The sequence below is a fragment of the Pantoea sp. AG1095 genome (assembly GCF_003208415.1).
GTDB classification, from domain to species: Bacteria; Pseudomonadota; Gammaproteobacteria; order Enterobacterales; family Enterobacteriaceae; genus Pantoea; species Pantoea leporis.
This window is the reverse complement of record NZ_QKMJ01000001.1, coordinates 912,178-936,990: the sequence shown is the minus strand read 5'-3', so window position 1 is coordinate 936,990 and position 24,813 is coordinate 912,178. Positions and strand designations below refer to the sequence as shown.

The 24,813-nt window shown below is 54.8% G+C and carries 23 protein-coding genes; 11 read left to right on the top strand and 12 right to left on the bottom strand.

The window, feature by feature from the left end; genetic code table 11:
- Positions 1 to 38: 38 nt before the first annotated feature.
- From DEU53_RS04500 to DEU53_RS04475, 6 genes are read right to left on the bottom strand one after another with little or no spacing between them, the layout of a single operon-like run.
- A complete protein-coding gene (locus tag DEU53_RS04500; RefSeq protein WP_110866173.1) occupies positions 39 to 878 on the bottom strand; it encodes a class I fructose-bisphosphate aldolase in 840 nt (279 codons plus the stop codon).
- Entirely contained in the window at positions 862 to 2,616 is a 1,755-nt protein-coding gene (locus tag DEU53_RS04495) for a glycerol-3-phosphate dehydrogenase/oxidase (protein ID WP_110866172.1), read from the bottom strand. Before DEU53_RS04495 ends, DEU53_RS04500 begins: the two co-directional genes overlap by 17 nt.
- The gene (locus DEU53_RS04490; RefSeq protein ID WP_110866171.1) at positions 2,609 to 3,598 is read right to left on the bottom strand and encodes a sugar-binding transcriptional regulator; all 990 of its coding nucleotides are present in this window, start codon (positions 3,596 to 3,598) and stop codon (positions 2,609 to 2,611) included. Before DEU53_RS04490 ends, DEU53_RS04495 begins: the two co-directional genes overlap by 8 nt.
- Positions 3,599 to 3,611: 13 nt before the next feature.
- Entirely contained in the window at positions 3,612 to 4,607 is a 996-nt protein-coding gene (locus DEU53_RS04485) for an ABC transporter permease (protein WP_110866170.1), read from the bottom strand.
- The gene (locus tag DEU53_RS04480) at positions 4,604 to 6,112 is read right to left on the bottom strand and encodes a sugar ABC transporter ATP-binding protein (RefSeq protein ID WP_110866169.1); all 1,509 of its coding nucleotides are present in this window, start codon (positions 6,110 to 6,112) and stop codon (positions 4,604 to 4,606) included. Before DEU53_RS04480 ends, DEU53_RS04485 begins: the two co-directional genes overlap by 4 nt.
- 10 nt (positions 6,113 to 6,122) lie before the next feature.
- Positions 6,123 to 7,148 carry a substrate-binding domain-containing protein gene (locus DEU53_RS04475; protein ID WP_101764375.1) on the bottom strand — a complete coding sequence of 342 codons (1,026 nt, stop codon included), beginning with the start codon at positions 7,146 to 7,148 and terminating at the stop codon, positions 6,123 to 6,125.
- A 379-nt stretch (positions 7,149 to 7,527) separates the two neighbouring features.
- Here DEU53_RS04475 and DEU53_RS04470 point away from each other — a divergent pair, with 379 nt between their 5' ends.
- The 3 genes from DEU53_RS04470 to DEU53_RS04460 all read left to right on the top strand — a co-directional run bounded on the left by DEU53_RS04470 (position 7,528) and on the right by DEU53_RS04460 (position 10,264).
- Positions 7,528 to 8,040, top strand: a complete 513-nt coding sequence (locus DEU53_RS04470; protein ID WP_110866168.1) for an AAA family ATPase — start codon at positions 7,528 to 7,530, stop codon at positions 8,038 to 8,040.
- Between the two features lie 178 nt (positions 8,041 to 8,218).
- The gene (locus DEU53_RS04465) at positions 8,219 to 9,481 is read left to right on the top strand and encodes a DUF1479 domain-containing protein (protein WP_110866167.1); all 1,263 of its coding nucleotides are present in this window, start codon (positions 8,219 to 8,221) and stop codon (positions 9,479 to 9,481) included.
- A 42-nt stretch (positions 9,482 to 9,523) separates the two neighbouring features.
- A complete protein-coding gene (locus DEU53_RS04460; RefSeq protein ID WP_110866166.1) occupies positions 9,524 to 10,264 on the top strand; it encodes a DNA-binding transcriptional regulator YciT in 741 nt (246 codons plus the stop codon).
- Positions 10,265 to 10,277: 13 nt separating this feature from the next.
- On the opposite strand, the gene DEU53_RS04455 is transcribed toward DEU53_RS04460, so the two are convergent.
- The 6 genes from DEU53_RS04455 to DEU53_RS04430 form a co-directional block, all read right to left on the bottom strand.
- A complete protein-coding gene (locus DEU53_RS04455) occupies positions 10,278 to 11,525 on the bottom strand; it encodes a type II toxin-antitoxin system HipA family toxin (RefSeq protein ID WP_110866165.1) in 1,248 nt (415 codons plus the stop codon).
- A complete protein-coding gene (locus tag DEU53_RS04450) occupies positions 11,515 to 11,862 on the bottom strand; it encodes a helix-turn-helix domain-containing protein (RefSeq protein ID WP_110866164.1) in 348 nt (115 codons plus the stop codon). The genes DEU53_RS04455 and DEU53_RS04450 overlap by 11 nt, the downstream gene beginning before the upstream one ends.
- A gap of 165 nt (positions 11,863 to 12,027) precedes the next feature.
- Entirely contained in the window at positions 12,028 to 12,981 is a 954-nt protein-coding gene (locus DEU53_RS04445) for a sugar-binding transcriptional regulator (protein WP_110866163.1), read from the bottom strand.
- Positions 12,982 to 13,128: 147 nt separating this feature from the next.
- Positions 13,129 to 14,067 carry a sugar phosphate isomerase/epimerase gene (locus DEU53_RS04440; RefSeq protein WP_110866162.1) on the bottom strand — a complete coding sequence of 313 codons (939 nt, stop codon included), beginning with the start codon at positions 14,065 to 14,067 and terminating at the stop codon, positions 13,129 to 13,131.
- 10 nt (positions 14,068 to 14,077) lie between these two features.
- Positions 14,078 to 15,604, bottom strand: coding sequence for a glycerol-3-phosphate dehydrogenase (locus DEU53_RS04435; protein ID WP_110866161.1), 1,527 nt, complete (start codon positions 15,602 to 15,604; stop codon positions 14,078 to 14,080).
- Between the two features lie 10 nt (positions 15,605 to 15,614).
- Complete coding sequence (locus DEU53_RS04430; protein ID WP_110866160.1) at positions 15,615 to 17,162, bottom strand: FGGY-family carbohydrate kinase; 1,548 nt, start codon at positions 17,160 to 17,162, stop codon at positions 15,615 to 15,617.
- A 423-nt stretch (positions 17,163 to 17,585) separates the two neighbouring features.
- Here DEU53_RS04430 and DEU53_RS04425 point away from each other — a divergent pair, with 423 nt between their 5' ends.
- From DEU53_RS04425 to DEU53_RS04390, 8 genes are all read left to right on the top strand, one after another.
- On the top strand, positions 17,586 to 18,239 hold the full coding sequence (locus tag DEU53_RS04425) for a DUF2291 domain-containing protein (RefSeq protein WP_110866159.1): 654 nt from the start codon (positions 17,586 to 17,588) through the stop codon (positions 18,237 to 18,239).
- Positions 18,236 to 19,774, top strand: coding sequence for a sugar ABC transporter ATP-binding protein (locus DEU53_RS04420; RefSeq protein WP_110866158.1), 1,539 nt, complete (start codon positions 18,236 to 18,238; stop codon positions 19,772 to 19,774). Before DEU53_RS04425 ends, DEU53_RS04420 begins: the two co-directional genes overlap by 4 nt.
- 22 nt (positions 19,775 to 19,796) lie before the next feature.
- Positions 19,797 to 20,852: an ABC transporter permease gene (locus tag DEU53_RS04415; RefSeq protein WP_110866157.1), complete on the top strand. Its 1,056-nt coding sequence runs from the start codon at positions 19,797 to 19,799 to the stop codon at positions 20,850 to 20,852.
- 73 nt (positions 20,853 to 20,925) lie between these two features.
- The gene (locus DEU53_RS04410) at positions 20,926 to 21,873 is read left to right on the top strand and encodes a D-ribose ABC transporter substrate-binding protein (RefSeq protein ID WP_101764388.1); all 948 of its coding nucleotides are present in this window, start codon (positions 20,926 to 20,928) and stop codon (positions 21,871 to 21,873) included.
- A gap of 186 nt (positions 21,874 to 22,059) precedes the next feature.
- The gene (locus DEU53_RS04405; protein WP_101764389.1) at positions 22,060 to 22,920 is read left to right on the top strand and encodes a DeoR/GlpR family DNA-binding transcription regulator; all 861 of its coding nucleotides are present in this window, start codon (positions 22,060 to 22,062) and stop codon (positions 22,918 to 22,920) included.
- Positions 22,921 to 23,115: 195 nt separating this feature from the next.
- On the top strand, positions 23,116 to 23,847 hold the full coding sequence (locus tag DEU53_RS04400; RefSeq protein ID WP_110866156.1) for a YoaK family protein: 732 nt from the start codon (positions 23,116 to 23,118) through the stop codon (positions 23,845 to 23,847).
- Positions 23,848 to 24,049: 202 nt separating this feature from the next.
- A complete protein-coding gene (locus DEU53_RS04395; protein WP_061718879.1) occupies positions 24,050 to 24,259 on the top strand; it encodes a glycine zipper 2TM domain-containing protein in 210 nt (69 codons plus the stop codon).
- A gap of 94 nt (positions 24,260 to 24,353) precedes the next feature.
- The gene (locus DEU53_RS04390; RefSeq protein WP_110866155.1) at positions 24,354 to 24,785 is read left to right on the top strand and encodes a hypothetical protein; all 432 of its coding nucleotides are present in this window, start codon (positions 24,354 to 24,356) and stop codon (positions 24,783 to 24,785) included.
- Positions 24,786 to 24,813 lie beyond the last annotated feature (28 nt).

The following is a 24,813-nucleotide window of genomic DNA, read 5'->3' as shown; positions in this document are numbered from 1 at the left end:
AAGACGGCGCACCGCTTCAGCGCCGGTGCAGGTAAGGCTCAACCCTGCTGATAGATTTCCAGGGCGTCCGCGCCGCTGACGCCCTGATGAATAATCGCCATCAGCGCTTTCACCACGCGTGACGGATTATCGTGTTGATAAACATTGCGGCCATACACCATCCCGCTGGCACCTTGCGCCATCAGCGCAGCACTTTTGGTCAGTACGCCAGCCAGTTCACCTTTGCCGCCGCCGCGCACCAGCGTGGGACAGCGCGCCGCTTCCACCACGCGATGAAAATCTTCCACGTTCTCAGTGGGATCGGCTTTGATGATATCGGCACCTAACTCACGCGCCAGCCGCACCAGCGGCACAATTTTCTCGACATCGCCGAGTGAGCCGTAAGCCGCGCCTTGTCCGGCGGGGGCCATCACCAGCGGCTCAATCATCAGCGGCATGGCGTAGCGATCGCAAGCCTGGCGCAAGCGGCCAATATTTTCGACGCACATGCGAAAAATGCTCGGTTCATCCGGGATCAGATAAAGGTTTACAACCACTGCGGCGGCGTCCATCTGTAACGCGGCAAGAATCGGTTCATCCGGATTGTGCAGCACTGCCCACATTTCCCGGTGACGCGCCGCGTTGTAGGCATTGCCCACATCGGTGCGCATCACCAGCGCCGGTTTGCGTCCCGCCACACGCTGCAGCAGATCGGCCTGACCGTAGTTGACCTGAATCGCATCCGGCTGCGCGGCGATCAGGTTATCCATCACGCCCTCAATATTCTCCAGACCGATGAGAAAATCGGGCTCGTTGGCGATACCGTGATCAATGGCGACATCCAGGCATTTACCGTGTTGAAACAGACGCTGCATGCGCACTTTATTGGTTACTAACATGTCGTGTTTCCTCCTGAAAAACCGTGGGGTAAAGGCCGGTAAGTCCGTGCAACCGTGCCAGATTGGCGCAGCCGCGTTGCAGCTGCTGCGCGCGTTCGCTATCACTCCAGCCGAGCGTCGCGGCCATGATCTGCGCGATCTCCTGCACCAGCGGCGCGCTTAGTTCACCGCAAATCGCTAGCGAGGTGCGGCGCACCAGCAAATCCTCCAGCTGACAAACCTGCTCGTGCTCAATCAGATACCGCAATTCGACATCGCTGTAGGCGGCGTGATGCTGCAACATTTGCTCGCCGTGCTGCTGGATCAGCGCCAGCAGCGGCAGGGCGCGGCTGCCGTAACGTTTGGCGAGTTGCATCACGCGCGGCAGCGGCACGCCATAACGCTGTGCCAGTTGCGCCAGCCACGCGGTTTGTCCTGAAGGTTTGGGGAAATCACGTCCGCCGCCAATCGGCACATCACCGCTGGAGACCTGGCGTTTTTCGCCGAGCAGCCGCAGCACGCGATCCGCCGCCTCTTCACCAAACTGGCGGAAAGTGGTCCATTTGCCGCCGACTAAACAGAGCGTGCTCCAGGCGCGATTAGCGTCAGCCGGCAACACTACTAACGAGTGATTGCGTGAGATTTGGCCGTTGAGTTTGGCCTCGCTGGCGGGCAGCGGACGTACGCCGCAGAAGGTGTAAACGATGGCGGAATCCGCCACCTCGATATGCGGGAAGACGAAGCGCAGTGACTCCAGGATATAACTCTTTTCCTCCTCTTCGCACACCACTGCATCGGGATCGTCCACGCGGATATCGGTGGAACCCACCAGCACCTTGCCAAACCACGGAAACATGATGCAGACGCGGCCTTCCTGGTTTTCGAAATAGACCATTTCGCCATCCAGCATCTGCAGCAATTCGGGATGGTCGAGGATCAGATGCGATCCTTTGGTGCCGCCAATCAGCTTTGGCAGATCGCGGTTGGAGGTGATGCGTTGGTTAAGCTGGTCGATCCATGCGCCACCGGCATTCACCAGCACATGCGGTTGCAGGCTAAATCGCTCACCGCTCAACGCATCCTGCAAAATAACCGTTTCGCCCTCGGCGCTGACCAGCTGCAGATAATTGAGCGCCAGCGCCTCTGGACAGGCTTTTTCGGCATCATCAATCAGCTCAAATCCCAGCCGCTCGGGCGCGCTGATCCAGGCATCGTAATAGCTGGCGCTGTATTTCACCCAGGGCGCGAAACCTGGCCAGCGGTCACGCGTGGCGGCTTCATTGCGCACCTGATGCTTCGGCATCGATCCATATTGGCGGGTGTAAATGTCATACAGGCTAAGCCCGGTTTTGATCAGCAACGCCCCGCGCCGCGTCGGTCTATCGCTCAGGCGCAGAAAACGGCGGGTAGCATTCACTAAGCCGCCAGCGAGATTATCGATCGGCACCGTGGTGCGTAGGGGGAAAACATAGTGCGAAGCATTTTTCAGCAGGCGATCGCGCTCGGTGACCGACTCTTTGACCAGCGTAAATTCACCGGTTTCCAGATACCGCAAACCGCCATGAATCATGCGCGACAGCGCACCGCTGGCGGCCTGACACCAGTCGCCTTTTTCCACCAGAATCGCCGGAATGCCCTGCAGCGCCAGCTCACGAAAAGTGCTGATGCCGTTGATGCCGCCGCCGACAATCAACACCGGTGTCGATGAACGCAGGCGCAGGGCGCTCAGACGTTGTTCGCGGGTTTTAATGTTATCCATGAGATGCTCCTCGGCTCAGGGCCAATTCCAGTACGCCTGCCGCAGTCGATTCATCAGTGACCATGCCTTTCAGCCACTGACCGTGCAGCACGCAGTCAATCGGGTCCACTTTGTCACGACCAGCCACCACCGCCATTGAGAAGGGAATGCGTTGCAGTTCAGGCAACGTCAGGCCAACCAAACGCCGGTTGGCATCGAACGGAGCCGGTTGGCCGTTAGCATCCAGCAGCCAGGCTAACAGTTCACTGCGCGCACCGCTGGTTTCAATGCTGGAGGAAGCATGGCGCGCCGAGAGGTTAAGATCGTAGTAGCTGGAATTGTCGCTATAAATTGATCCTAAACCCACTACCGCTAACGTGGCGTTACGCGCTTTATCCAGCACCTGGTCGACGGCGCTAATGCCCATCAGCATGTCGCGTTCATCGGCAGAATCAGTAAAAAGCGGGGCGTGAATCTGCCATGCGTGTCCGCCAAGACGCGCCGCCATTTCCGAGGCCACATGATTGACGTCGGTGTAATGTTTGCCTTGCACGCAGCCCAGCGCGGGTACCACTTGAACATCGTATTTACGTGAGGGTTGTAATGCTTCAACCAGCGCACTTACACCTTTGCCACCAGTAATAGCAATGACATCGCCATCCTTTAGACGTGATAACAAATATTCTGCCGCCGCTGCGCCGACCATTTGCAGACTATGATCCTCACTGCGTGCAACGTTCGGCGCCACCACCACCTGTTGCAACTGACCGAGGGCAGCCAGATCGCTCTCCAGTTGATGTGCTGAAAGCCAAGGGGATTTGATGGTGATTTCCACCATGCCGCTCTCCTTGCCCTGACGTATCAGACGATTAACGCTGGCAACCGATAAGCCGGTTTCAACCGCAATCTCCGACTGTTTCTTGCCATCGAGGTAATACATCACCAGAACCTGGTAAATCTGACGCGCGCTATGAAACGTAGGGTGCTCATTAGCGAATTCCATGGGCGATAATTCCTTATGCAGCACGGTATTTATTCAGTAAGTGATCGATTGAGACGGCGGCCAGTAAGATCAAACCTTTAATCAACTCCTGCCAGTAAACGGAGACGTTGATTAATATTAGCGAGCTGGTGACGATCGACAGCAATGCAACACCAAGCACCGCGCCAAGAATCGAGCCAGTGCCACCTTTCAGACTCGCGCCGCCAATGACCGCCGCTGCAATGACATTCAGTTCCATACCGACACCAAAGGTTGGCGTTGCAGAGCCAAGACGTGCCATATAAATAATGCCGGCGAGTCCTGCCAGCGTAGAGGTCAGTACTGTGACCCACAATTTGATGTGATTAATGTTGATGCCGGAATAGGCGGCGGCACGTTCATTACTGCCGGTGTAGAACACTTTGCGAAATAACGTGGCTTTACGCAGCAAGAAGTCGAACAGCGCGACCAGCACGAAGAACAGCAGGATAACGAACGGAACACCCCACAGAGCGCCCTGGCCGATAAATTTGAAACTCACGGGCAGGGTAAATAATGATAGCGGCGTTCCCTGAGTGACGATCATACACAGGCCGCGCACGATAACCATCGCCGCCAGCGAAGCGATAAAGTGACTGAGGCCGATTTTTGTTACCGTCAGCCCCATTAAAAAGCCAACCAGCGCCGCCGCCGCAATGCCGCCTACGCCAGCCAGCCAGGGATCCACGCCGCTAAGAAATAGCTGCCCAGCGACCACCATTGAAAGACAAACCACTGCGCCAACCGAAAGGTCGATACCGCCAACTATTAGCAGAATAGTCATTCCAATCACCACAATGCCTTCAATTGAAAACGACAGTAGCATCGCCTTCATGTTGGCCCAGGTGAGAAAGTAGGGGGAAGTGAAACTCATCACCATGAAGATCAGTGCAATGATCGCAATCAGTCCCACTTCGCGCTGTTTATGAATGCCGCCAAACAGAGACCAACGCGATTTTTGCAGTGTAGGCAAGGTGGTATTCATTGTCATACAGCCTCCGCTTCTGGAATGATGCCAGCCGCTAGCCGCATCAGGTTCTCTTCATTCATTGCCTCACCGGTCACTTCTCCGCTCATGCGCCCTTCATGAATCACGATGATGCGATCACACAGGCCAATGAGTTCCGGTAACTCTGATGAAATCACGATTAAACCCACACCGCTGGCCGCCAGTTTGGCGAGGATACTGTAGATCTCAGCCTTGGCGCTGACATCCACGCCACGTGTTGGTTCGTCAAGAAATACAATTTCCGGCTGTACCGATAATACGCGTGCTAGCGCGACTTTCTGCTGATTCCCACCTGATAGCGACGACACCGGATCGCTTAATTTGGCAAGCTTGAGTTTCACTTGCTTTGCCAGCGCCTCTGCCTGCTGACGCTCAAGCTGCGGACTGATCAACAAACGATGATGACTGACTGCGTTGACATCCAGAGCCGAAATGTTCCATTCGATCGGCATCGTTAAAAAAAGTCCGGCATCTTTGCGATCCTCCGACAAATATACCATGCGCAGCGCAATACTCGCGGCGTAATCCCTCAATGTCACAGCTTTGCTCTTGATACGGATTGCACCACGTTTGATGGGCAGTAAACCGCAGATACCCTGCGCAATTTCGCTGCGTCCTGCCCCCATCAAACCGCCAATGCCAAGGATTTCGCCGGGACGCAAATCAAAATTGATATCGTGGAAGTGTTTGCCATCGCCAAGCTCACGCACTTCAAGCAATGGTGAAGCGGCGCTAACTGGGCGTTTATCAGGATAGAGTTGCGACAGTTCGCGTCCGACCAAACGTGTAATCACTTCATCGGGCGTCATGTTTTGCAGCGTTGAACTGTGTACCGTAAGGCCATCGCGCAGAATGGTGATGTGCTGGCATAGCGCAAAAATCTCTGCCATGCGATGGCTGATATAGACCACTGAAATACCTTGCGCCTGCAACTGGCGCACAATCGTAAACAGCGTTTGAGCCTCTGGTTCGGTTAGCGCGGCGGTGGGTTCATCCAGAATGAGCAGGCGACAATCCAGCGTCAGCGCTTTGGCGATCTCCACCAGTTGCTGCTGAGAGAGAGAAAGTTCACCCACTTTTTTAGTCACCGCTATCGGCGCGAGTCGATTCATCACCTGCTGCGCTTTTTCACGTAGTACTTTATGCGGCATGAGCACGCCGCGCTGGCCAGCGGCATGCGCCATCCAAATGTTTTCATAAATGCTGATATCAGGACAAAGAGCAATTTCCTGATGTACCAGACCAATGCCAAGACTCTGTGCTTCACGTGGTGAGCGAATGGTCACGGCCTTGCCACACAGCAATATCTCGCCACCATCTGGACGCAAAATGCCATCAATAATGTTCATCAACGTTGATTTTCCAGCGCCATTCTCTCCGGCCAGCGCATGAATTTCTCCCGCGCGGAGGGTGAGATCTACCCCCTGTAAAGCCCGTACCGCGCCAAAACTTTTAGTGATGCCACGTAATTCCAATAGTGCTGTCATAATCGTCGCCTTACTCATTGATGCCTTTAGTGCCGCGGCGTTTCAGATAAGCATCCCAGCGGAAATCATCGGCGTTGTCTTTAGTCACCACCGCATAACCGTTATCAAGGATTGGGAAGGCAAAAGGATTGGTCCCGTTGCGTTTGGCGTCATTCATCGGATCGATCAGTTCAGGATGAGCAGCAAGGAACAAGGTCATAAAACCCATATAGCCCTGGATGCCCTGATTTGGATTGATTGCGCCAAATACCTGACCGCTTTTAATCATATCCAGCACCTTAGCGTTGACATCCACGGTCATCACTTTCACTTTGCCGCCGTTTTCAGCCACTGCCTGCGCAGCACCAATCGCAGAGCTGGCTTCCGGCATAAAGATGCCTTTCAGATTGGGGTTCGCCTGCAACATTGAGAGTACGGCGTTATAGGCTTTCGAAGGGTCCTGATTCGTCGCAGCGCGTGCGACTAATTTGCTGTCAGGAAAGGCGGTTTTCATCTCATTAATAAACGCAGTGACACGCCTATCGTGATTATCCTGACCGGGGTTTTCCAGCACCGCAAATTCGGCACCTTTACCCATTGCTTTCCCTAGTTCGTCGGCTGCGGCTTTACCCTCACGGAAATTGTCTGAGGTGATATAAGCAACGCGTTTACTGTTAGGTGAATCGGCGGCAAACGTCACCACTGGAATGCCCATTTCAGCAGCACGATTAATGGGCTCAATAAAGGGGTCAGGATTCATTGGATGAAGAAAAATACCGGCGGGTTTTTGTGCCAGGATTTGTTCAAAGCTTGAGAGTTGCTGGTTAACGTCATAAGCGGGTGTGCCACCGTATACGGTCTTACAGCCCAGCTGATGCGCAGCCTGCTTGAACATTTCGTAAACCGGGAACCAATACTCTACGCCTGTCACCATCACGTTCATGTAGTAAGTTTCGCCGGGTTTACAGCGAAATTGAGGCGCATCCGCTGCTTGCGTGATGCTGGTGAAACTGCCCGCCATGAACAAACTGGCGAGTAGAACAGTGATTTTTTTCATGTTTATTCCCCGGAACTGACGCTGAATGTGTATGGCTCAGCCGTGACGACAAAACGCGGAAAAACGAGCCGGGGTTGACCTTGAAAATTATTTCTTATGCATGAAATAATTTTCAAAAGGTATAAAAGCTGGCGGGGAAAAGATCAAACGTTGGTTAATGAATTGTTTCTGACTTGTGAGTGCGTTCACTAATTGCGCAAGGGGCTCTTACCGTTATACACATTTAGTGACGAAAGCTATTTACGCATCCAGCGCTGCAAACGTGCCAACTGGGACGTTCAGCCAGGAAAGAGGAAACCTGGCCTGCAGTGATAATAAAAATCGCATTCACCGTCAGGCTAATCACGATTGAACATCAATGCAAAATAGGAATTAATTAATGCTCATCACGTTTAGTGGATTACCCGGCACCGGCAAAAGCACCATTGCGCGCTTATTAGCGCAGCAGATCGGCGCGGTGTATTTACGCGTCGATACTATCGAACAGGCGTTGCGATCGGGTGAAGAGAGCGAGAAAGCGATCGGGCCGGAAGGATATTTCGTTATCTACGGATTGGCACGCGACAATTTGCTGCTCGGTTCCACCGTTATTACCGACTCGGTTAACGACCTGCAACTGATCCGCAACGCTTATCGCGATATCGCCTTGTTGAGCGGTGCGCCGCTGCTGGAAGTCGAAGTAATCTGTTCCGATCGTAACAAACATCGCTTTCGCGTCGAAAATCGCGCTTCCGATATTAAAGGTTTGAAGCTGCCGGATTGGCAGGCAGTTGAACAGCGCGAATATCAAGCTTGGGAGCGCGATCATTTGCAGCTTGATAGCGCCTTACTCTCGGCGCAGCAGTGCGTGGATGCCATTCTACAAGCGCTGCCTAAAACGTCACAATCCTGATCTTTCAGTGGTGGCGTAAAACGCGCCGCCACTTTCACCTGAAACCCATTCTTCGATCTTAATGTGATCAACCTCCGGATTCGGCGGTTGCATTATTGTTTATTGCTGCGCATTTGTTATGAATGAAGCGTACTTTAGTTTCGAATGAAACGAGCAAGTTAACGAATCGGAGCATGTCATGAATCATACTTTCACTTCATTGCAACAACCTGATGATTTCAAACATAACGTTCGCCTGATTAAAAGGGTGTTAAGAGAGCAGATCGGCGATGTCGAAGGTCTGTTTGAACAAGTCAGAAGCAAAATCGTCAGCGAAATTGCCGCTGCTCGCGCGGAAGAGGCGCAAAACGGCAGCGCGTGGCCGCAGGTGAGTCAGCAGGATATTGCGGCGGGACGTATCACCGATGAGGTGAAGGATCATATTCGTCGACGCGGTTGTGTAGTGGTGAAGCAGACATTCCCGCGCGATCAGGCGCTGGCCTGGGATGAATCAATGCTTAAGTACCTCGATGACAACGATTTCGACAACGTCTACCAAGGGCCGGGCGATAACTTCTTCGGCAATCTTGATGCGTCACGTCCGGAAATCTATCCGATTTACTGGAGCGATGCGCAGATGTCAGCGCGTCAAAGCGAGGCCATGGCTCAGACGCAATCTTTCCTCAATCGCTTGTGGACGTTTGAGTCGCGCGGCTCGCGCTGGTTTGATCCTGACGTCAGCATCATTTATCCCGATCGTATTCGTCGTCGCTTGCCAGGCACCACCTCCAAAGGTCTTGGCGCGCACACCGATTCAGGCGCATTGGAGCGTTGGTTACTGCCGGCGTATCAACAGGTGTTCAGCAAAATTTTCACCAACCAGTTTGATCAATACGATCCCTGGGATGCGGCGCATCGCACTGAAGTGAATGAGTATCAATCGGGGACTACCACCAAGTGCTCGGTATTCCGTACCTTCCAGGGCTGGACCGCGCTGTCGGATATGCAGATTGGTCAGGGCTTGCTGCATGTGGTGCCGGTGCCGGAAGCGATGGCCTATTTGTTGCTGCGTCCGTTGTTGAAAGATGTACCGGAAGATGAGCTTTGCGGCGTTGCGCCGGGCAAGGTGCTGCCGGTTTCAGCGCAGTGGCATCCGGAACTGATTGAGGGCTTGTGTTCGATTCCCGCGCTGCAGGCTGGCGATTCGGTTTGGTGGCATTGTGATGTGATCCACTCGGTCGCGCCGGTAGAGGATCAGCAAGGCTGGGGCAATGTGATGTACATTCCCGCCGCGCCGCTGTGCGAGAAAAATGCCGCCTACGCGACAAAAGTGACGCAGGCGCTGGCCAGCGGTGCGTCGCCAGGCGATTTCCCGCAGGAGGATTATGAAACGCAGTGGCGCGATCGCTTCACCCTCGACGCGCTGAATGCCAATGGTCGCCGCAGTCTGGGATTGGGCTAAATTTCTGGTAAGCTTGGCAAAAATTTCACAGCAGCGGGTGTTATGAACGCACGTCATCAGCAGATTATCCAATTGGTCAGCGAGCGCGGCAGCGTCAGCGTAAATGAGCTGGCGCACACCACCGGCGTCTCAGAAGTGACGGTGCGTCAGGATCTCAATCTTCTGGAGAAAGGCGGCTTTCTGCGCCGCGTGCACGGTTCCGCCGTGGCGCCAGAAAGTGATGATGTTGGCGCGCGTATGCAAACCCGCTTCGCGGTGAAAAAGCGTCTGGCCGAGTACGCGGCGTCGCTGGTGAACAGCGGTGAAACGGTGTTTATCGAAGGCGGCAGTACTAACGCTTTGCTGGCGCGTGAACTGAGTGAACGCAACGATATCACCATCATTACCGTGAGCCATTACATCGCCGGATTGCTGCGCGAAAAGGGCGGCGATGTGATCATCCTTGGCGGCCTGTTCCAGAAAAGCAGTGAATCGGTGGTGGGGCCGCTAACGCGTCTGTGTATTCAGCACCTCAATTTCCATAAGGCGTTTATCGGCATTGATGGCTGGGATGCGATCACCGGCTTTACCGGTCGCGATATGCTGCGCTGTGACGTGGTCAACGCCATCATGGAAAAACCTACACACACCATCGCGCTGACGGATTCCTCAAAGTTTGGCCAGATTCATCCGTTTGCGCTGGCACCGCTTCAGCCGTTTAACCAACTGATCACCGATGCCGAACTGGAGTCGAGCTATCAAAAGACGCTGCGTGAGAAGGGCGTTGAAGTGAGTTTGGTCTGATTCACGCGATCAGCTATTCAAGTGAAAAAGGATTGATGAACTGCCTGTGCCACAAGCTTTCCCGATCCACCTTGCTCAAATCGGCTTCATCACAAACATGATGCCAATAGGTTTCAATCGACGTTTTTATCAGCATGAAATGCGCATGCGCGTCAGCGCGACTCAAAGCAAAGTGATGAGCGGCATCCAGGCAGCTGCTCATACGACTCAGATTATTGTTGCCACTAATCAACATCGCCTGCGAGGCTTCGTTGCCAGCACGACCTTGCGGGCAAATATCATAAGCAGGCGTAAGACTGAAGCTTTTACCATCCCAAAAGGCGGCATGATTGCGGGCATGGTCATCGGTATTGCCGCAGAGAATATTGAAGCAAAGCCGTTTATACAGCTCCAGCAAAGTCTCTTTGGGCGAGGCAAAACGTTGACGAATAATTTCAGCGAGTGTTTCGTAGCTGGCATAACGCGCCAGCATATCGTCGAGTTCAAACAGGGTCAGCGCCGAAAGCATCACTTTTCGCGTCCATCCATCGGCTTTATGTTCGCGATCAAAGCGCTCAATCATGATCACATCGCGTCCGGCGGCTTTGACTAGCTTCACCGGAGCGACATGCAATCCTGCCAACTGCGCCAACCGCATCGCCAGGAATTCGCCTTTCACCACGTTCCAGATATCCGCACTGGCAGAAAATTTCGCGATGAATTTTTTTCCCTCGGCCTCGATCAGCGCTTTTGGCCGCGCGCCACCGATCGACGTCCCATGAAAAAGCGCCTGATCCAGTTTGGGTGTTAGCGGCACGCCTTTTTCAACCCGATCAGCCGACTCCAGTAATTCAGGAAGGGTGACATTCGCAGTTGAGCGCGGAATGTATTCCGTCGCAGAGTGCTGGAAATCCAGGGCACCAATGCGATCTGAACCGGACTCAATGAGATACGTCAGCTCATCGAGTATTCCGATATCGACGTTGGCGCCTTTCCGTACCATTCGACGGTTGATAATGACCCGGCGTCCCCAGGCATCAGGTGCGCTGTCACGGATACATCCCGCAATGTTTAACCCATTCAGCGGCGGAATAACGCCAGTCCGCAGTGGAAGTTCATTGGGATTGAGCGGAATGCGGTTTTCTCGCTGCAGATAACTACGACCATAGTTGAAAAGCAGCGCACCGCCTTCAGCCTCAAGCCTGCCCGCCACCACTGGTGATGTTTCACCAGGCAGCCATATCCATACGTAAGCGTCTCTAAAACGCGCTTCAGAAGTCATCCTTCACCTTCCTGCTACTCTTTTTTTTACTGGTGTGTTTGGGTAACAGCTTGAGCTTTTCTTCAACACGATTTCGATGACTGACCAATGATGGCAAACTCACCTCTGCATCAAACAGGGGAATGCCCAATATGGCCGCAATCTCGAAATAACTGCCAATCTGACATTTCACGTCGCCTTGCTCAATGCGATGTAAAGTCCCACGCGAAATACCGGCTCTTTCTGCTAACTCAGATACTGGAATTTGCTTCTCGATACGTTCAGCACGAATCAAGGAAGCTAATAGGGCAATCGCTTCCTGAGCATAGCGTGAGGTGGGTGAAGTGATAGAAGCCATGACTTGTTCCATACAGGGTACCAATAAACGTAATTTGTACTATATATGGAACATCTTAGCCTGATGTGAAGGGTTTTTTCAACGGCGCATAATGTCAGAGATGTTCACTGTGTAGTACCAATTACGCTTATTGGTACTACACAGTGAACATTTCATCATTGCAATTCAGCCCACCAATGCCCGCGCGGTGACCTCATCCGTGATCAAACCGGTCACCAGACCGCTGGCCAGCACTGCGCGAATCGCGGCGACTTTACTGGCGCCGCCCGCCAAGGCGACAATCTCTGCGCGATGCGAGAGATCGAGATCCACCGACAACGTGCGGGCTGTTAGGTTGGTATGAATCATCTGTCCGCTGGCATCGAAGAAGTGGCCCAGCAGCTCGCCGACCGCGCCGGATGAGGAGATATCATTGATCTCCGCTTCATCAATCATGCCGGCTTCAACCAGCTGAGCCGCGGGTTCCACGGTGCCAATTCCCACCAGTTTGACTTCACTCTGCGCCGCCATGGCAAACACCTCGCTCACGCCGCGCTGCGCCAGTAATACTTCGCGATCTTCCTGGGTATTGGCAAAGAAAGGGACGGGCATCATGTAGGCCTGCGCACCGGTTTTCTCGGCGATGCGGTGCATAACGTCGTGAGGATTGAGCGCGTAGTTGCGGGTTAAACAGCCGAGCAGCGAGACAAAGCGCATATGCGGCGCATCAATACGTGGCAATTGATGGATGGCGGCGGAAAGGGTGCGGCCATGCCCCAGACCTAAGGTGGTAGAAGGCGACGCGGTGAGCAGGTTACGCAGGTAATCCGCGCCCGCCATGCCCAGCGCGCGCACCGGCAAGCCTTCTTCGCCAAGATCGGGGGCGACATGACAGAAGTTGAGCGCGAATTTCGCGCGCAGACGATCTTCTAATTGGACGCAGGCGACGATATCGCCATCAATCGACACCTTCACCGCGCCTTCCGCCACCATGCGCGCAATCATGCGGTGCGTTTTCACCGACGGCAGCCCGAGTCGTTTCGCCACTTCTGCCTGCGTTAAACCGCCGACGTAGTGCAGCCAGGCGGCGCGCAGCGCCAGAGATTCGTCGCGTTCAGTCGAGGTTGGTGCCGGTTTCATGGGTTGTCCTTTGGTTTATATGGTGCGCTTAAGCTCTCATCCCAACCTTCTCCCACAAGTGGGAGAAGGGGCCGTTCGAGCAGCTTGCGCGGACAGTTCCCTCGCCCGCTTGCGGGAGAGAGTTAGGGTGAGGGGAAACCGCGCACCTCACTCCGCCAAATGCAGATCCTGCACGCCGGTATCAATATGCCCGGCCCAGAAGGCGACGCTTTCGGCGATCTCCGCCACCACGTTGCTATCGGTTGGCTCGCGCTCTTTAAAGCTCAGCTCAAGGCAGATCTCATTATCATGCGCCCCGCCGCGCGCAAGCGCGTCCAGCAGTGGCTGCGGCTGAATGCGGCCGCCGGCATTGTACTGCAATGTAAAAGGTCTGTGTCCGCCTTTATCCAGCATGCTCTGTTTAATATGGATAATCGGCGAGTAGCGCGGCACCGCTTCGGCCCACGCATAAGGATCGTAATCGCGCGGATCGGCGGAAGTGACATCTCCGTGATCGATATCCGCCATCATCCACATCGGCAGCGCCATTGAGGCAGCACTCAAACGCTGCTGGAGCGCCAGACAGGCCGGAATGGTTTCGCCAAACTCGCGGCCCACGCTCATGGGTTCCCAAAACAGGTATTTCAATCCGGCGGCTTTGGCGTGTTCGGCAACGTCGGCCCAGCAATCAATGGCAATGTCGATCAGTGCGTCGCGGCGCGCAACATCGTTGAAATCCTGCTGGGTAAAGATGGCGAACTGCGAACCCACCGCGTCGCCGCCCAGCTCGGCGGTGATATCAGCGAAGGTTTTAAACCAGCCAACATAATAGCGGCGTACTTCGACATCAGGATGACCAAAATGGTTGAGGCGACCATAGGGGCCGGTCATGCCGGAGGTCACGCGCATGCCGGTGGCGCGCAGCGCCTGCTGCATCTTGCGCGTCATGCGCATGATGGTCGCAGCAGGCCAGCCGGGATTGATAAATTCATGGGTGAGCTGCACATCACGGATGCGGATCTGCTGCGCCACGGTGGTAATCAAATCCTGCGGGTCGGCAAAGCGGTTCACCAACGGATTAGTATTCAGTGACAGCGTTAACGGCATGATTCACCTCTTATCCGGCATGCGCACGCAGCGGCGCGGGAGCAGCAAAGTTGGCGTTGAACCACAGGGTGAAAGCCTGTTGCTGCGCGTCATCGAGGTGCAACTTATGCTTGGTGCGGCGCCACAACACATCCTCGGCCTGCTGCGCCCACTCGTTTTCCACCAGATAACGCACCTCGGCTTCGTACAGCTGTCCACCAAAGTGGCGGCCAAGATCGCCCAGCGCATTGGCATGACCGATCAGCTTATCGATACGCGTGCCATACAGCCGCGCATAGTGTTTACGCAGCGCCTGCGGTAGCCACGGCCAGCGCGCTTTGACCTGCTCTAAGAAACTGTCGAAATCGGCGTGTGGCATATCGCCGCCCGGTAAGGTGGCGCCCCGCGTCCAGTCCGCGCCCATGTTGGGGAAGAACGGTGCCAGTTTCTGTATCGCATGTTCAGCCAGCTTGCGGAAGGTGGTGATCTTGCCGCCAAACACATGCAGCAGCGGGGCGTTTTGTTGATCGTCGAGGTCAAACACGTAATCACGCGTCACCGCCGACGGATTGCCTTTGCCGTCATCAAACAGCGGACGCACGCCGGAGAAGCGCGTGATCACATCACTGGCGCGCAGTTTCACCTTGAAGTAGCGATTCACCACGTCGATCAGGTATTGCTGCTCGCTGTCGTCGGCGGTAACCGCTTCCGCTTTGCCTTGCCACGGAATATCGGTGGTGCCGATCAGCGCTTTATCGCCTTCATACGGGTTGATAAAGATCACCCGCTTGTCGGTGTTCTGCACCAGATACGCCTGCTGACCTTCCCAGAACTTCGGCACAATGATGTGCGAGCCTTTGACCAGCCGCACGTTGCGACTGCTTGTGGTGTGCGTGACCTGATTGACGATATCCAGCACCCACGGTCCGGCGGCGTTAACCAGCACTTTGGCAAACACGGTGCGTGAGGTACCGCTGGCATCCTGCAGGGTGATTTCCCACTTGCCGTTATGACGTGTCGCCGCTACGCAGCGGGTACGCGGCAGAATGGTGGCGCCGCGCTCGGCGGCATCCAGCGCATTCAGCGTCACCAGCCGCGCATCATCCACCCAGCAATCGGAGTACTCGAATCCTTTACTGTAACTGTCCAGCAGCGGCGCACCTTCAGGATCGCGGCGTAAATCCAGCGAACGCGTGCCCGGCAGTTTCTGACGGCCGCCAAGGTGGTCATATAAAAACAGGCCAAGGCGCACCAGCCACGCCGGGCGATCGGTTGGGCTGTGCGGCAAGACAAACCGCATCGGCCAGATGATATGCGGTGCGGCGTTGAGCAGCACTTCGCGCTCGATCAGCGCCTCACGCACCAGCCGAAACTCGTAATACTCCAGATAACGCAGCCCGCCGTGCACCAGCTTGCCGGAGCGCGATGAGGTGCCCTGCGCGAGGTCATCTTTCTCACACATCATTACCGACAATCCGCGACCGGCAGCGTCACGCGCGATACCAGCACCGTTGATACCGCCGCCAATCACAAACAGATCCAGCATGTGTTCACTCATGATTTACTCCTCAAAACTGTTTTAGCGCGTGCCAGGCGGCAGGAAGATCGTTACGCAGCTGCTGATAGGTGGGAAACAGCTGGTTATAGCGCTGCATCAGTTCGCTCGCGGGCGCTTCGGGCGCATCCAGCAGCGGCATCACCCAGGTTTTGACGCAGCTCTCCATCGACGGATACGCGCCAATCGCCACCGCCGCCATCATCGCGGCACCGGCCGCTCCGGCTTCGTCGCGCTGGCTGATGCGCACCGGCGCACCAATGCAGGCAGATAAAATCTGGCGTAACGGCTGCGAACGCACCGCGCCGCCGGTTAAACGAATTTCTCCCGGCAAACTGCCCATCGCCTGATAGCAATCGCGCGCCGCAAAACCGATGCCTTCAATGACCGCCCGCACCAGATCGCCAAAATTGTGGGTGTAACTCAGGCCGGTAAAGCTGGCGCGCGCCTCGGCATTAACAAACGGCCCGCGCTCACCGGCAATCGAGATATACGGGTGATAGAGCAGGCTGCCGGGCTTCGCCGCATTGAGCCAGCGATCGATATAGCCCACCAAACGGGCATGATCGATTTCACAGCCAAAGCTGTTAAGCAGATCGCTGGCGAGATTCAGTAGCCAGTCAAGATTGAGCGTTGATGCCATATTGGTTTGCACCTGCGTGACATAGCCCGGCCACGGCAGCGGGATCACGTAGCCGGTTTGTGCCGGATTCAGCCACACCTCACCAATGGTGACGCTGCGCAGATGTACGCCGGTCGAGCCAACAATCGAGCAGGCGGTATTGGCTTCGCCGGTGTGCACGCCAGCGCCAAGCGCGGTCATCGCCATATCGACATAGCCGAGGCAGATTGGCGTGCCAGCCCGTAAACCGGTGGCCTGCGCGGCTTCCGCGGTTAACGGATGCGTGGTTTCTGTGCCTTCAATGATCTCCGGCAGCAGATGACGATGCTGTTCCAGGCCTAGCGCGGCAATCACCTGATCGTCATAGCGCTGGTGGCGGAAGTTGCCAAAGGTAAAGCTGGCCTCAGAGGGATCGGTGGCGCGGATGCCGGTGAGATTGAGGTAAAGCCAATCTTTGCAGTGCAGCGCCACTTCGCTGTTAGCTAACAGCTCGGGATAGAAGTGATCCATGTGCGCCAACTGCGATCCCTGCTGACAGGTGTTGAGTCCGGTGCCGGTAGCGCGAAAGCGCGCGCCCGCTAACGGGTGCTGATTGAGTTTTTCAACCGTTGGTGCCGCACGCGCATCCAGCCAGATCCACGCATCGCCGACCGGCTGATTGTTGGCACCCACCAGCCAGCTGCCGTCGCCTTGCGCGGTGACGGCCACGGCAACCACCCGCGCGGCCAGGTTATCGACACGCTCGCCCAGTTTGCGTATCGCCGTGACTGCATCCTGCCAGGTTTGGCTCATTGACTGCTGCGCCGCGCCGCCTTCGCTGCGGTAATAACGGTTACGCACCGATGCGCATGCCAGTTGCGTGCCTTCCAGATCAAACGCCACCGCTTTAACCACCGAGGTGCCGGAATCCAGACCCAGAATGATATCGCCACTGTCCACATACACCTCCGAAAGAAGAAGAGTTAAATTCATCGCCGCCAACACCGAAAGGTGTTAACGGGCTGTGATGAATTTGCTAAATAATGTCTTACACCACTTCTCACTGAGATAACATATCAACTGTATTATTTTTCGATAAAACCAATAAATTTCACTTGAAATAGCGATTGTGATCACGAATCAGGCGTCAAAGCCTTACAGATTGAAATGAGATAACACGGCGAACAGGCTGATAAGGCGGGGTTTATTGCGCTTTGTGATGGGGCCGACATCAATTAAGCGATCCAGATCGCTCTCCTGAAAAAATTGCGCGTCACCTGTTGACAATTTAGTCACATCAGCACAATTCTCATCACACAAGTTATCACATTTATAACATTATCGGCGCGATTATCGCAGCTGATGTCAGTGAGAGGTCACGTTATGTCCGATGTCTCAATCCAGGCCCAGCAAATTTCCCGCAAGCGCGTCCAGCGTTACGCCACCCTCGGCGTGATGGTGATTGCGCTGATCGCGGCGATGGCGCTCGACACCAAGGTGGTAAAAATTGGCTCCGCCGATGATGCGCAGGAGCAAGGCTTCTCGCCCGAGAGTTACGGCCAGAAAACCTTCCCGACTATCCAGCAGGATGTGGCATCACGCGCAGTAGACGCCAAAACGTTAGCCGATGCGCTGCAAACTAATCAGCAGGAAGCGGTGCAGAAATATGGCGTTGGCGCACCGCTGCCGGTCTTAGCCGTCAAGTTCTCCGGCGTGGTGCAAGCCGGGCAGATGGGCATCTTCCCGATGAAAATCGATGGATTAGCAGGTGATATGCAGGTGCGGCTGCAAACCGGTCCAGCGATCACTGGTACCGATCTGCGTGACGCTAACGGCAAGATCCAGTTCGGTGATTTCACGAACCAAATCGAATATCAAAATGCCGGTTCCGCCATCAATCGTGCGATGAAAAGCGCGGTGCTCGACAAGCTGGATCGTGATGCGTTGCCGGGAAAAACCGTGCAGGTGGTTGGCGTGTTCCGCTTACTCAACGCGAAAAACTGGATGGTGACGCCGGTCAGCATGGAGGTGAAATGAAACCGTTCAATCTCAATCCCGCCTTGCTGAAAGGCGAAGTGATCCTGCAAGCGCGCAACGTCAGCAAAGTGTACGGCTCCACGCACGCGCTGAAGGGCGTCAATTTCGAAATTCGTCGTGGCGAAGTGACCACGCTGTTTGGTGAAAACGGCGCGGGTAAATCGACGCTGATGAAAATTTTGTCTGGTGTGATTACGCCAACAACCGGGGAAATCTTGTTACACGGCGAGGAGAAGACATTTCGATCCGCCACCGAAGCGCGTGACTGTGGCATCTCGATTATCCATCAGGAGCTGAATCTCGCGCCGAATATGAACGTGCGCGACAACATCTTTATGGGCCGCGAAATCATGAAGCCGGGCGGCGTCGATTATGCCGAAGAGGCGCGCGTGACGGCGCACCTGATGGCTGCGCTGGAGGAGGAGATCGATCCGCTGACGCCGGTGGAAAACCTGCGTCTGGGACAGCAGCAGATTGTGGAGATTGCCCGCGCGCTGTCGGTGAATTCGCAGATTCTGATCATGGATGAACCGACCTCGGCACTGAGCGCGGCGGAAGTGGCGGTGCTGTTTCAGGTCATCCGTGATTTAACCAGCCAGGGCGTCGCAATTGTCTATATCTCGCATCATCTGGAGGAGGCGCTGGAGATTACCGATCGGGCGGTGGTGCTACGCGATGGCGTGATGACCGCCTATGCCAAACGCGATGAGATCGATCTCGAATGGATCGTGCGCAACATGGTTGGCGATCACTTTGATCTGGGATCGCCGCCGCAGGGCTACGACTTCGGGCTGCCGGCGCTGACGGTAAAAGATCTGACGCTGAAAAGTAAAACCGGCATTCGGCTGGTGGACAACTTATCGCTGGCGGTGCAAGCCGGGGAGATTGTTTGCATTTACGGGCTGATGGGCGCGGGGCGCACCGAGCTGCTGGAGTGCATCGCCGGACGTCTGCAGCAAAGCAGCGGTCACATTCTATTGCAGGACACCGATATCTCCGGACTGACCATTTCACAACGCATTCAAATTGGGCTGGCGCTGGTACCAGAAGATCGGCAGCGCGATGGCCTGGTACAAACCATGTCGGTGGGAGAAAACCTGTCGCTCGCCAGCATCGGCGACTTTGTGCGCGGGCTGGTGCTCTCCAGAAGCCGGGAAAAACAGCTGGTCAACGACAGCATTCGTAACGTGACGGTGAAAACCGCTGGCGGCGATGCGGCAATTGGATCGCTCTCCGGCGGCAATCAACAAAAAGTGGTGATCGGCAAAATGCTCGCCACCCGTCCCAAAGTGATTCTGCTGGATGAGCCGAGCCGCGGCATCGACATCGGCGCCAAAGCGGAAGTGTTTCGCCTGCTGGCGGAGAACGCCAAAAAGGGGCTGGCGGTGGTGTATACCACCTCGGAAGTGGGCGAATGCCTGAGTATTGCCCATCGCATTGTGGTGATGAGCAAAGGGCGCATCTCCGCCATCTTCGACGCCAGCGTCAGTAAAGAACGCATTATGGCCGCTTCAGGCGAGTCTTTGGTGGCATGACATGAAAAGTGGAGCAAAAGGTATGACTGACAGAACCCAAACGCTGGACACGCCGCCGGTGGTCAACAAGAAAAAAAGCGACAAGCAGCTGAATGTGGCGCGTCTGCTGCTGGAAGGGCGCGCGTTTATCGCGCTGCTGGTGATTATTGCTACCTTCTCCATGTTGTCGCCCAACTACTTTACCGGCGCTAACTTTCTCACCATGGCGTCGCACGTGGCGATCTTCGGTTTGCCGGCGATCGGCATGCTGCTGGTGATCCTCAACGGTGGCATTGATTTATCGGTGGGCTCCACGCTGGGTCTCGCTGGAGTGATGGCCGGATTTATGATGCAGGGCATCAACCTCGAAGCGCTCGGCTTGGTGCTCTATCTGCCGGTGTGGGCGGTGGCGATTTTGACGCTGGTGGTGGGCGCGCTGGTGGGATTAGTCAACGGCGTGCTTATCGCCTGGTTCCGCGTTCCGGCCTTCGTCGCCACGCTCGGCACCATGTATGTGGCGCGCGGCATTGCGCTGCTGATCACTAATGGTCTGACCTACAACAAACTCTCCGGCAGCGAAGCGCTGGGGAATACCGGCTTCGACTGGCTCGGTTTTAATCGCCTCTTCAATATCCCGGTTGGCGTGCTGGTGCTGGGCGTGGTGGCGCTGGCGTGTGGTTTCCTGCTTAGCCGCTCAGCGTTTGGTCGCTGGCTGTACGCGTCGGGTGGTAACGAACGTGCGGCCGATCTGTCGGGTGTGCCGGTGAAGCGCATCAAAATCAGCGTCTATGTATTGTCTGGCGTCTGCGCGGCACTCGCCGGGCTGGTGCTCTCCTCACAGCTCACCTCGGCCGGCCCAACTGCTGGTACCACTTATGAACTGACTGCGATTGCGGCAGTGGTGATTGGTGGTGCGGCCCTGACCGGTGGACGCGGCAACGTGCGCGGCACGCTGCTTGGCGCGTTCGTGATTGGTTTTCTCTCTGATGGCCTGGTGATTATCGGCGTCTCTGCTTACTGGCAGACGGTGTTCACTGGTGCCGTGATCGTGCTGGCGGTATTGCTCAACACCTTGCAATACGGACGACGCGCTCGCTAACTCACGCGCGCTGTTTCAGCAGCGCGCGGATATCCGTAAAACCTGTACCCCAAATAATAACGGAGCACCAACTATGTTCACTAAACGTCTCTTCATCGCGGCTGCGGCTATGGCCATCACCACTTTTGCTGCACCCACCTGGGCAGATAACGGGTTAATGACCATCATCGTTAACGATCCTTCCAACCCTTACTGGCTGACGGAAGGCCAGGTAGCGCAGAAAGCGGCGGAAAAGCTGGGCTACAGCGCCAAAGTCAGTGCGCACAAAGGCGATACCAATACCGAAAGTCAGCTGATTGATACGGCGATCACCAATAAATCGAAGGCGATTATTCTCGATCCGGCGAACGCCGATGGTTCGGTCGGCTCGGTGAAAAAGGCCATCGCCGCCAATATTCCGGTATTTATCATCAATGCCGAACTGAACCAGAGCGGGCTCGCCAAAGCGCAGTTGGTTTCTAACAACGCGCAGGGCGCGGCGGTTGGCGCAATGGAGTGGGTGAAGCAGGTGGGCGATAGTGCGAACTATGTCGAGCTGGTCGGCCCGCCGTCAGATAATAACGCCGCTACCCGCGCCAACGGTTTTGATACCGTGCTGTCGCAATATCCCACGCTGAAGAAAGTCGGCCAGGAAGTGGCTAACTGGGATCGCACTCAAGGCTTCAACAAAATGCAGTCACTGCTGCAAGCCAATCCCAACATTAAAGGCGTGATCAGCGGCAACGACGAAATGGCGCTGGGCGCGATCGCTGCGTTGAAAGAAGCTGGCAAGCTGAATCAGATCAAAGTCGGCGGTTTTGACGGTTCACCGGATGCGGTTGACGCTGTGAAAGCCGGTACGCTGGCCTACACTGTGATGCAGCCGGTGGCGCAGTTCGCGCAGAAAGCGGTAGAGCAGGCGGATAGCTTCCTGAAAACCGGTAAGACCGGTGCGGCCTCGGAGAAGCAGCTGTTTGACTGCATCCTGATCACTAAAGAGAACGCCGGTAACTTTGCTTCACCGTTTGTTCTGAAGCAGTAAAAGTTGCGCAATTAATTGCGCCACTACGCTATGTGCGTTTTTTATAACAACCACCTTTGAAACGCACGTATTCGTAGCGGCGCGATTTATCACGCAGTGTAACGTTACCCGCAATTTGCCAAAATCCGTATTAAACGCTGTAATGAGTGCCGAAAACGCTTCTCGCTTCACTTTCCTGGATGAAATATGGCGCATAACCCGCAGGACTCTTCACTTGGCGTATTTATGGCCGAAACCTTACCCAGCGATAGCCGCCAGGCGCGGCAACTGGCCCGTCGCCAGTTAATCGCCGAAGCGGTGATGGCAGAAGGGGCGATTCGCATCGAAGACATCACCGATCGCTTCGGCATTAGTTTGATGACCGCCCATCGTGATATCGACGAAATGGTTGAGCGCGGCCTGCTGCATAAATCACGCGGCGTGGTGTCCGCGACGCCAACTAGTCTGGTTGAATCCAGCGATATCTATCGCGCCACGCGTCAGCTGGAAGAGAAACAGGCGATTGCCGATGTCGCCGCGACCTACCTCGAACCGGGACAGGCGATTTTCCTCGATGATTCCACCACCGTGCAGCAGATGGCGCGGCTGCTCTCGGCGCGCGCGCCGCTGACGGTGATCACCAACTCCCTGACCCTCATGAACGAGCTGCGCAATGGCCGCGATATCACTTTGATGGGCCTCGGCGGACAGTTCTATCACTGGTGCAATGCTTTTATGGGCCGCATGACGCGGGATGAAATTGCCAGCCTGCGCGCCGACGTGTTTTTCGTCAGCATGTCAGCGATTATCGATGATGCAGTGTTCCACCAATCCGCAGAAACGGTGGAGACCAAACGCGCGATGTTTGATGCCGCGCAGAAGCGCATTCTGATGATGGATAACACCAAGTTTGAACGCCGGGCGCTGCACCGTTTTGCGCATCTGAGTGAATTCGATGTGGTAATTGTTAATCAGGGCACGCCAGTGCCTATTTTGCGGCGGATGCAGGATTTAGGCGTGAATGTGGTGGTCGCCCCGATGAAAATAAATCATTCGGTTAATTCCTGAAAAGGCGGGCATCCTAAATGGCGACCTTTATATGACGTGCCAATCTTTACATTAATTTAAATATATCCCGCCTCGTTGATTTTTTTTACTTTCTTTAATCTGCTCAGCGTCTTATTCGGGGATTTCCTGGTTATGTACGCTGCGTAGTGCTCTATGGTTATTATTCGGCCCTGGTTCAGAATAATGAGGTATCTGATGCTGATTAAACTTAAACGCACACGAACGCATGATGAGGACAGGAATCTGGCAATGTGGCTCGCCACGGCCGCCGGTGTGCTCAATGCAATCGCCTTGGGGGCGTTTGGCTTTTTCCCCTCGCATATGTCAGGTAATACCTCTCAATTATCCAGTGAAGTATCGAACGTTAATTTCCGTGATATCACCTTTTTAGCCACCATCCTGTTTGCCTTTGTTTGTGGTGCGGTCACGGCGAGAATGGTGGTGATCAGCGGATTAGCCAATGGCAATCGCATTATATTCTGCCAAATATTGTGGGTTGAAGGGCTGGCCCTAATAGCGTTATCGCTGTTTGAAATGTTCTTTTATTCGTCGGCCAACAACCGGGAAGTTATTGTCATTCTGGGTTTCCTGATGGGCGTGCATAATTCAACCTCTACGCAGTTATCCAATGGCCGCGTACGTTCAACCCATATTACCGGCACGCTGACCGATGCCGGAATTTCGCTGGCATCGGTATTAGCCGCGCTGTTCCGCCGCGATCCGTCGAAACAACTCTCAGGCCAGAAACGTCAGCTGTTGACGCATCTGACCACGATATTTTCCTTCCTGATCGGCGGGATTGTCGGCCTGATGATGTTTAAACATCTAGGTTTTAAAGCCATGTCGATGGTCGGCGGCATACTGCTGATTGTTGCCACGTTGGCGATGGTGAGAACGGTGGCACGGGTAAAGCGGGCGGCTTCCTGAAATGATGAAGTGTGTGCAAGGCGGCGACTTTTTCGCCGCCTCGCTAGTGCCAGCCGCAAATAAGAATTTTTACCTTCCGTCTCATCATAAAACACCTTAAATTCACGCCGACGAGCAGTGCCAGTCACAACAGATTGGGTATTTTAACAACAATCAAATAAACACTTTTGCATGCCATCTATTCATGGCAGTGAGGCTTTATATGCTTTTAAAACGCAGCTGTAATATTGCTATTGTCGTACTGGTCATGTTTTCTGTTACCGCGTGTGGCATGTCGCATCGTGGCAGAAATACCGCGATTGGTGCTGGTGTTGGTGCGGTAGGCGGTGCGGTACTTACCGGTGGTAGCACCTTCGGTACATTGGGTGGCGCGGCGATCGGTGGTTTAATCGGGCACGAAGTTAGCAGGTAAGGCAATATTCTCGCGTAACTATGAACTTTATTTCACTCTCATTTATGCTGCATAGGATATCAATACTGTTCCTACCGCAAAAAGAGGTGATGACATGGAGTTCCACCGTAAAAACTGGCATGAGAAAGCCTTCGATTTAGCGAATCGAGGTATTTCACTTGGTTCGCTGGGTGAGCATCAGGCTGCAGCCTGTTCATGGGGTGCAGCCGCTGAATTAGCCAAAGCGCATCTGCGAGATGACGATATCTATTTCTGGATTATGAGCGGCTATGGCGCAATATTAATCCAGTGTCAGCGCTATCAAGAAGCAATTGAAGCGGCGAAAGAAGCCCTCGATTGGGAAGCGCAACAAAACCAAATACTTTCCCGAATGACGCTTGCGCGTGCGCTCTATGCTCTGGGCGCAGTTGATGGCGCAAAATTTTATTTTCAGCAAATTTATGACATGCAAGGTGATGGCATTTTTGCTGCATTACCCGAATTCGAGCACGCCACCCTGAAGGATTTAGTCCGTTTCAGGAAATAACCGGAGAGGCTTTCTCTCCGGTTAGCCT

Excerpts from the sequence above, each read along its gene's own strand:
- DEU53_RS04500 (WP_110866173.1), bottom strand. The coding sequence starts at position 878 with ATGTTAGTAACCAATAAAGTGCGCATGCAGCGTCTGTTTCAACACGGT.
- DEU53_RS04495 (WP_110866172.1), bottom strand. The coding sequence starts at position 2,616 with ATGGATAACATTAAAACCCGCGAACAACGTCTGAGCGCCCTGCGCCTG.
- DEU53_RS04490 (WP_110866171.1), bottom strand. The coding sequence starts at position 3,598 with ATGGAATTCGCTAATGAGCACCCTACGTTTCATAGCGCGCGTCAGATT.
- DEU53_RS04485 (WP_110866170.1), bottom strand. The coding sequence starts at position 4,607 with ATGACAATGAATACCACCTTGCCTACACTGCAAAAATCGCGTTGGTCT.
- DEU53_RS04480 (WP_110866169.1), bottom strand. The coding sequence starts at position 6,112 with ATGACAGCACTATTGGAATTACGTGGCATCACTAAAAGTTTTGGCGCG.
- DEU53_RS04475 (WP_101764375.1), bottom strand. The coding sequence starts at position 7,148 with ATGAAAAAAATCACTGTTCTACTCGCCAGTTTGTTCATGGCGGGCAGT.
- DEU53_RS04470 (WP_110866168.1), top strand. The coding sequence starts at position 7,528 with ATGCTCATCACGTTTAGTGGATTACCCGGCACCGGCAAAAGCACCATT.
- DEU53_RS04465 (WP_110866167.1), top strand. The coding sequence starts at position 8,219 with ATGAATCATACTTTCACTTCATTGCAACAACCTGATGATTTCAAACAT.
- DEU53_RS04460 (WP_110866166.1), top strand. The coding sequence starts at position 9,524 with ATGAACGCACGTCATCAGCAGATTATCCAATTGGTCAGCGAGCGCGGC.
- DEU53_RS04455 (WP_110866165.1), bottom strand. The coding sequence starts at position 11,525 with ATGACTTCTGAAGCGCGTTTTAGAGACGCTTACGTATGGATATGGCTG.
- DEU53_RS04450 (WP_110866164.1), bottom strand. The coding sequence starts at position 11,862 with ATGGCTTCTATCACTTCACCCACCTCACGCTATGCTCAGGAAGCGATT.
- DEU53_RS04445 (WP_110866163.1), bottom strand. The coding sequence starts at position 12,981 with ATGAAACCGGCACCAACCTCGACTGAACGCGACGAATCTCTGGCGCTG.
- DEU53_RS04440 (WP_110866162.1), bottom strand. The coding sequence starts at position 14,067 with ATGCCGTTAACGCTGTCACTGAATACTAATCCGTTGGTGAACCGCTTT.
- DEU53_RS04435 (WP_110866161.1), bottom strand. The coding sequence starts at position 15,604 with ATGAGTGAACACATGCTGGATCTGTTTGTGATTGGCGGCGGTATCAAC.
- DEU53_RS04425 (WP_110866159.1), top strand. The coding sequence starts at position 17,586 with ATGTCCGATGTCTCAATCCAGGCCCAGCAAATTTCCCGCAAGCGCGTC.
- DEU53_RS04420 (WP_110866158.1), top strand. The coding sequence starts at position 18,236 with ATGAAACCGTTCAATCTCAATCCCGCCTTGCTGAAAGGCGAAGTGATC.
- DEU53_RS04415 (WP_110866157.1), top strand. The coding sequence starts at position 19,797 with ATGACTGACAGAACCCAAACGCTGGACACGCCGCCGGTGGTCAACAAG.
- DEU53_RS04410 (WP_101764388.1), top strand. The coding sequence starts at position 20,926 with ATGTTCACTAAACGTCTCTTCATCGCGGCTGCGGCTATGGCCATCACC.
- DEU53_RS04405 (WP_101764389.1), top strand. The coding sequence starts at position 22,060 with ATGGCGCATAACCCGCAGGACTCTTCACTTGGCGTATTTATGGCCGAA.
- DEU53_RS04400 (WP_110866156.1), top strand. The coding sequence starts at position 23,116 with ATGCTGATTAAACTTAAACGCACACGAACGCATGATGAGGACAGGAAT.
- DEU53_RS04395 (WP_061718879.1), top strand. The coding sequence starts at position 24,050 with ATGCTTTTAAAACGCAGCTGTAATATTGCTATTGTCGTACTGGTCATG.
- DEU53_RS04390 (WP_110866155.1), top strand. The coding sequence starts at position 24,354 with ATGGAGTTCCACCGTAAAAACTGGCATGAGAAAGCCTTCGATTTAGCG.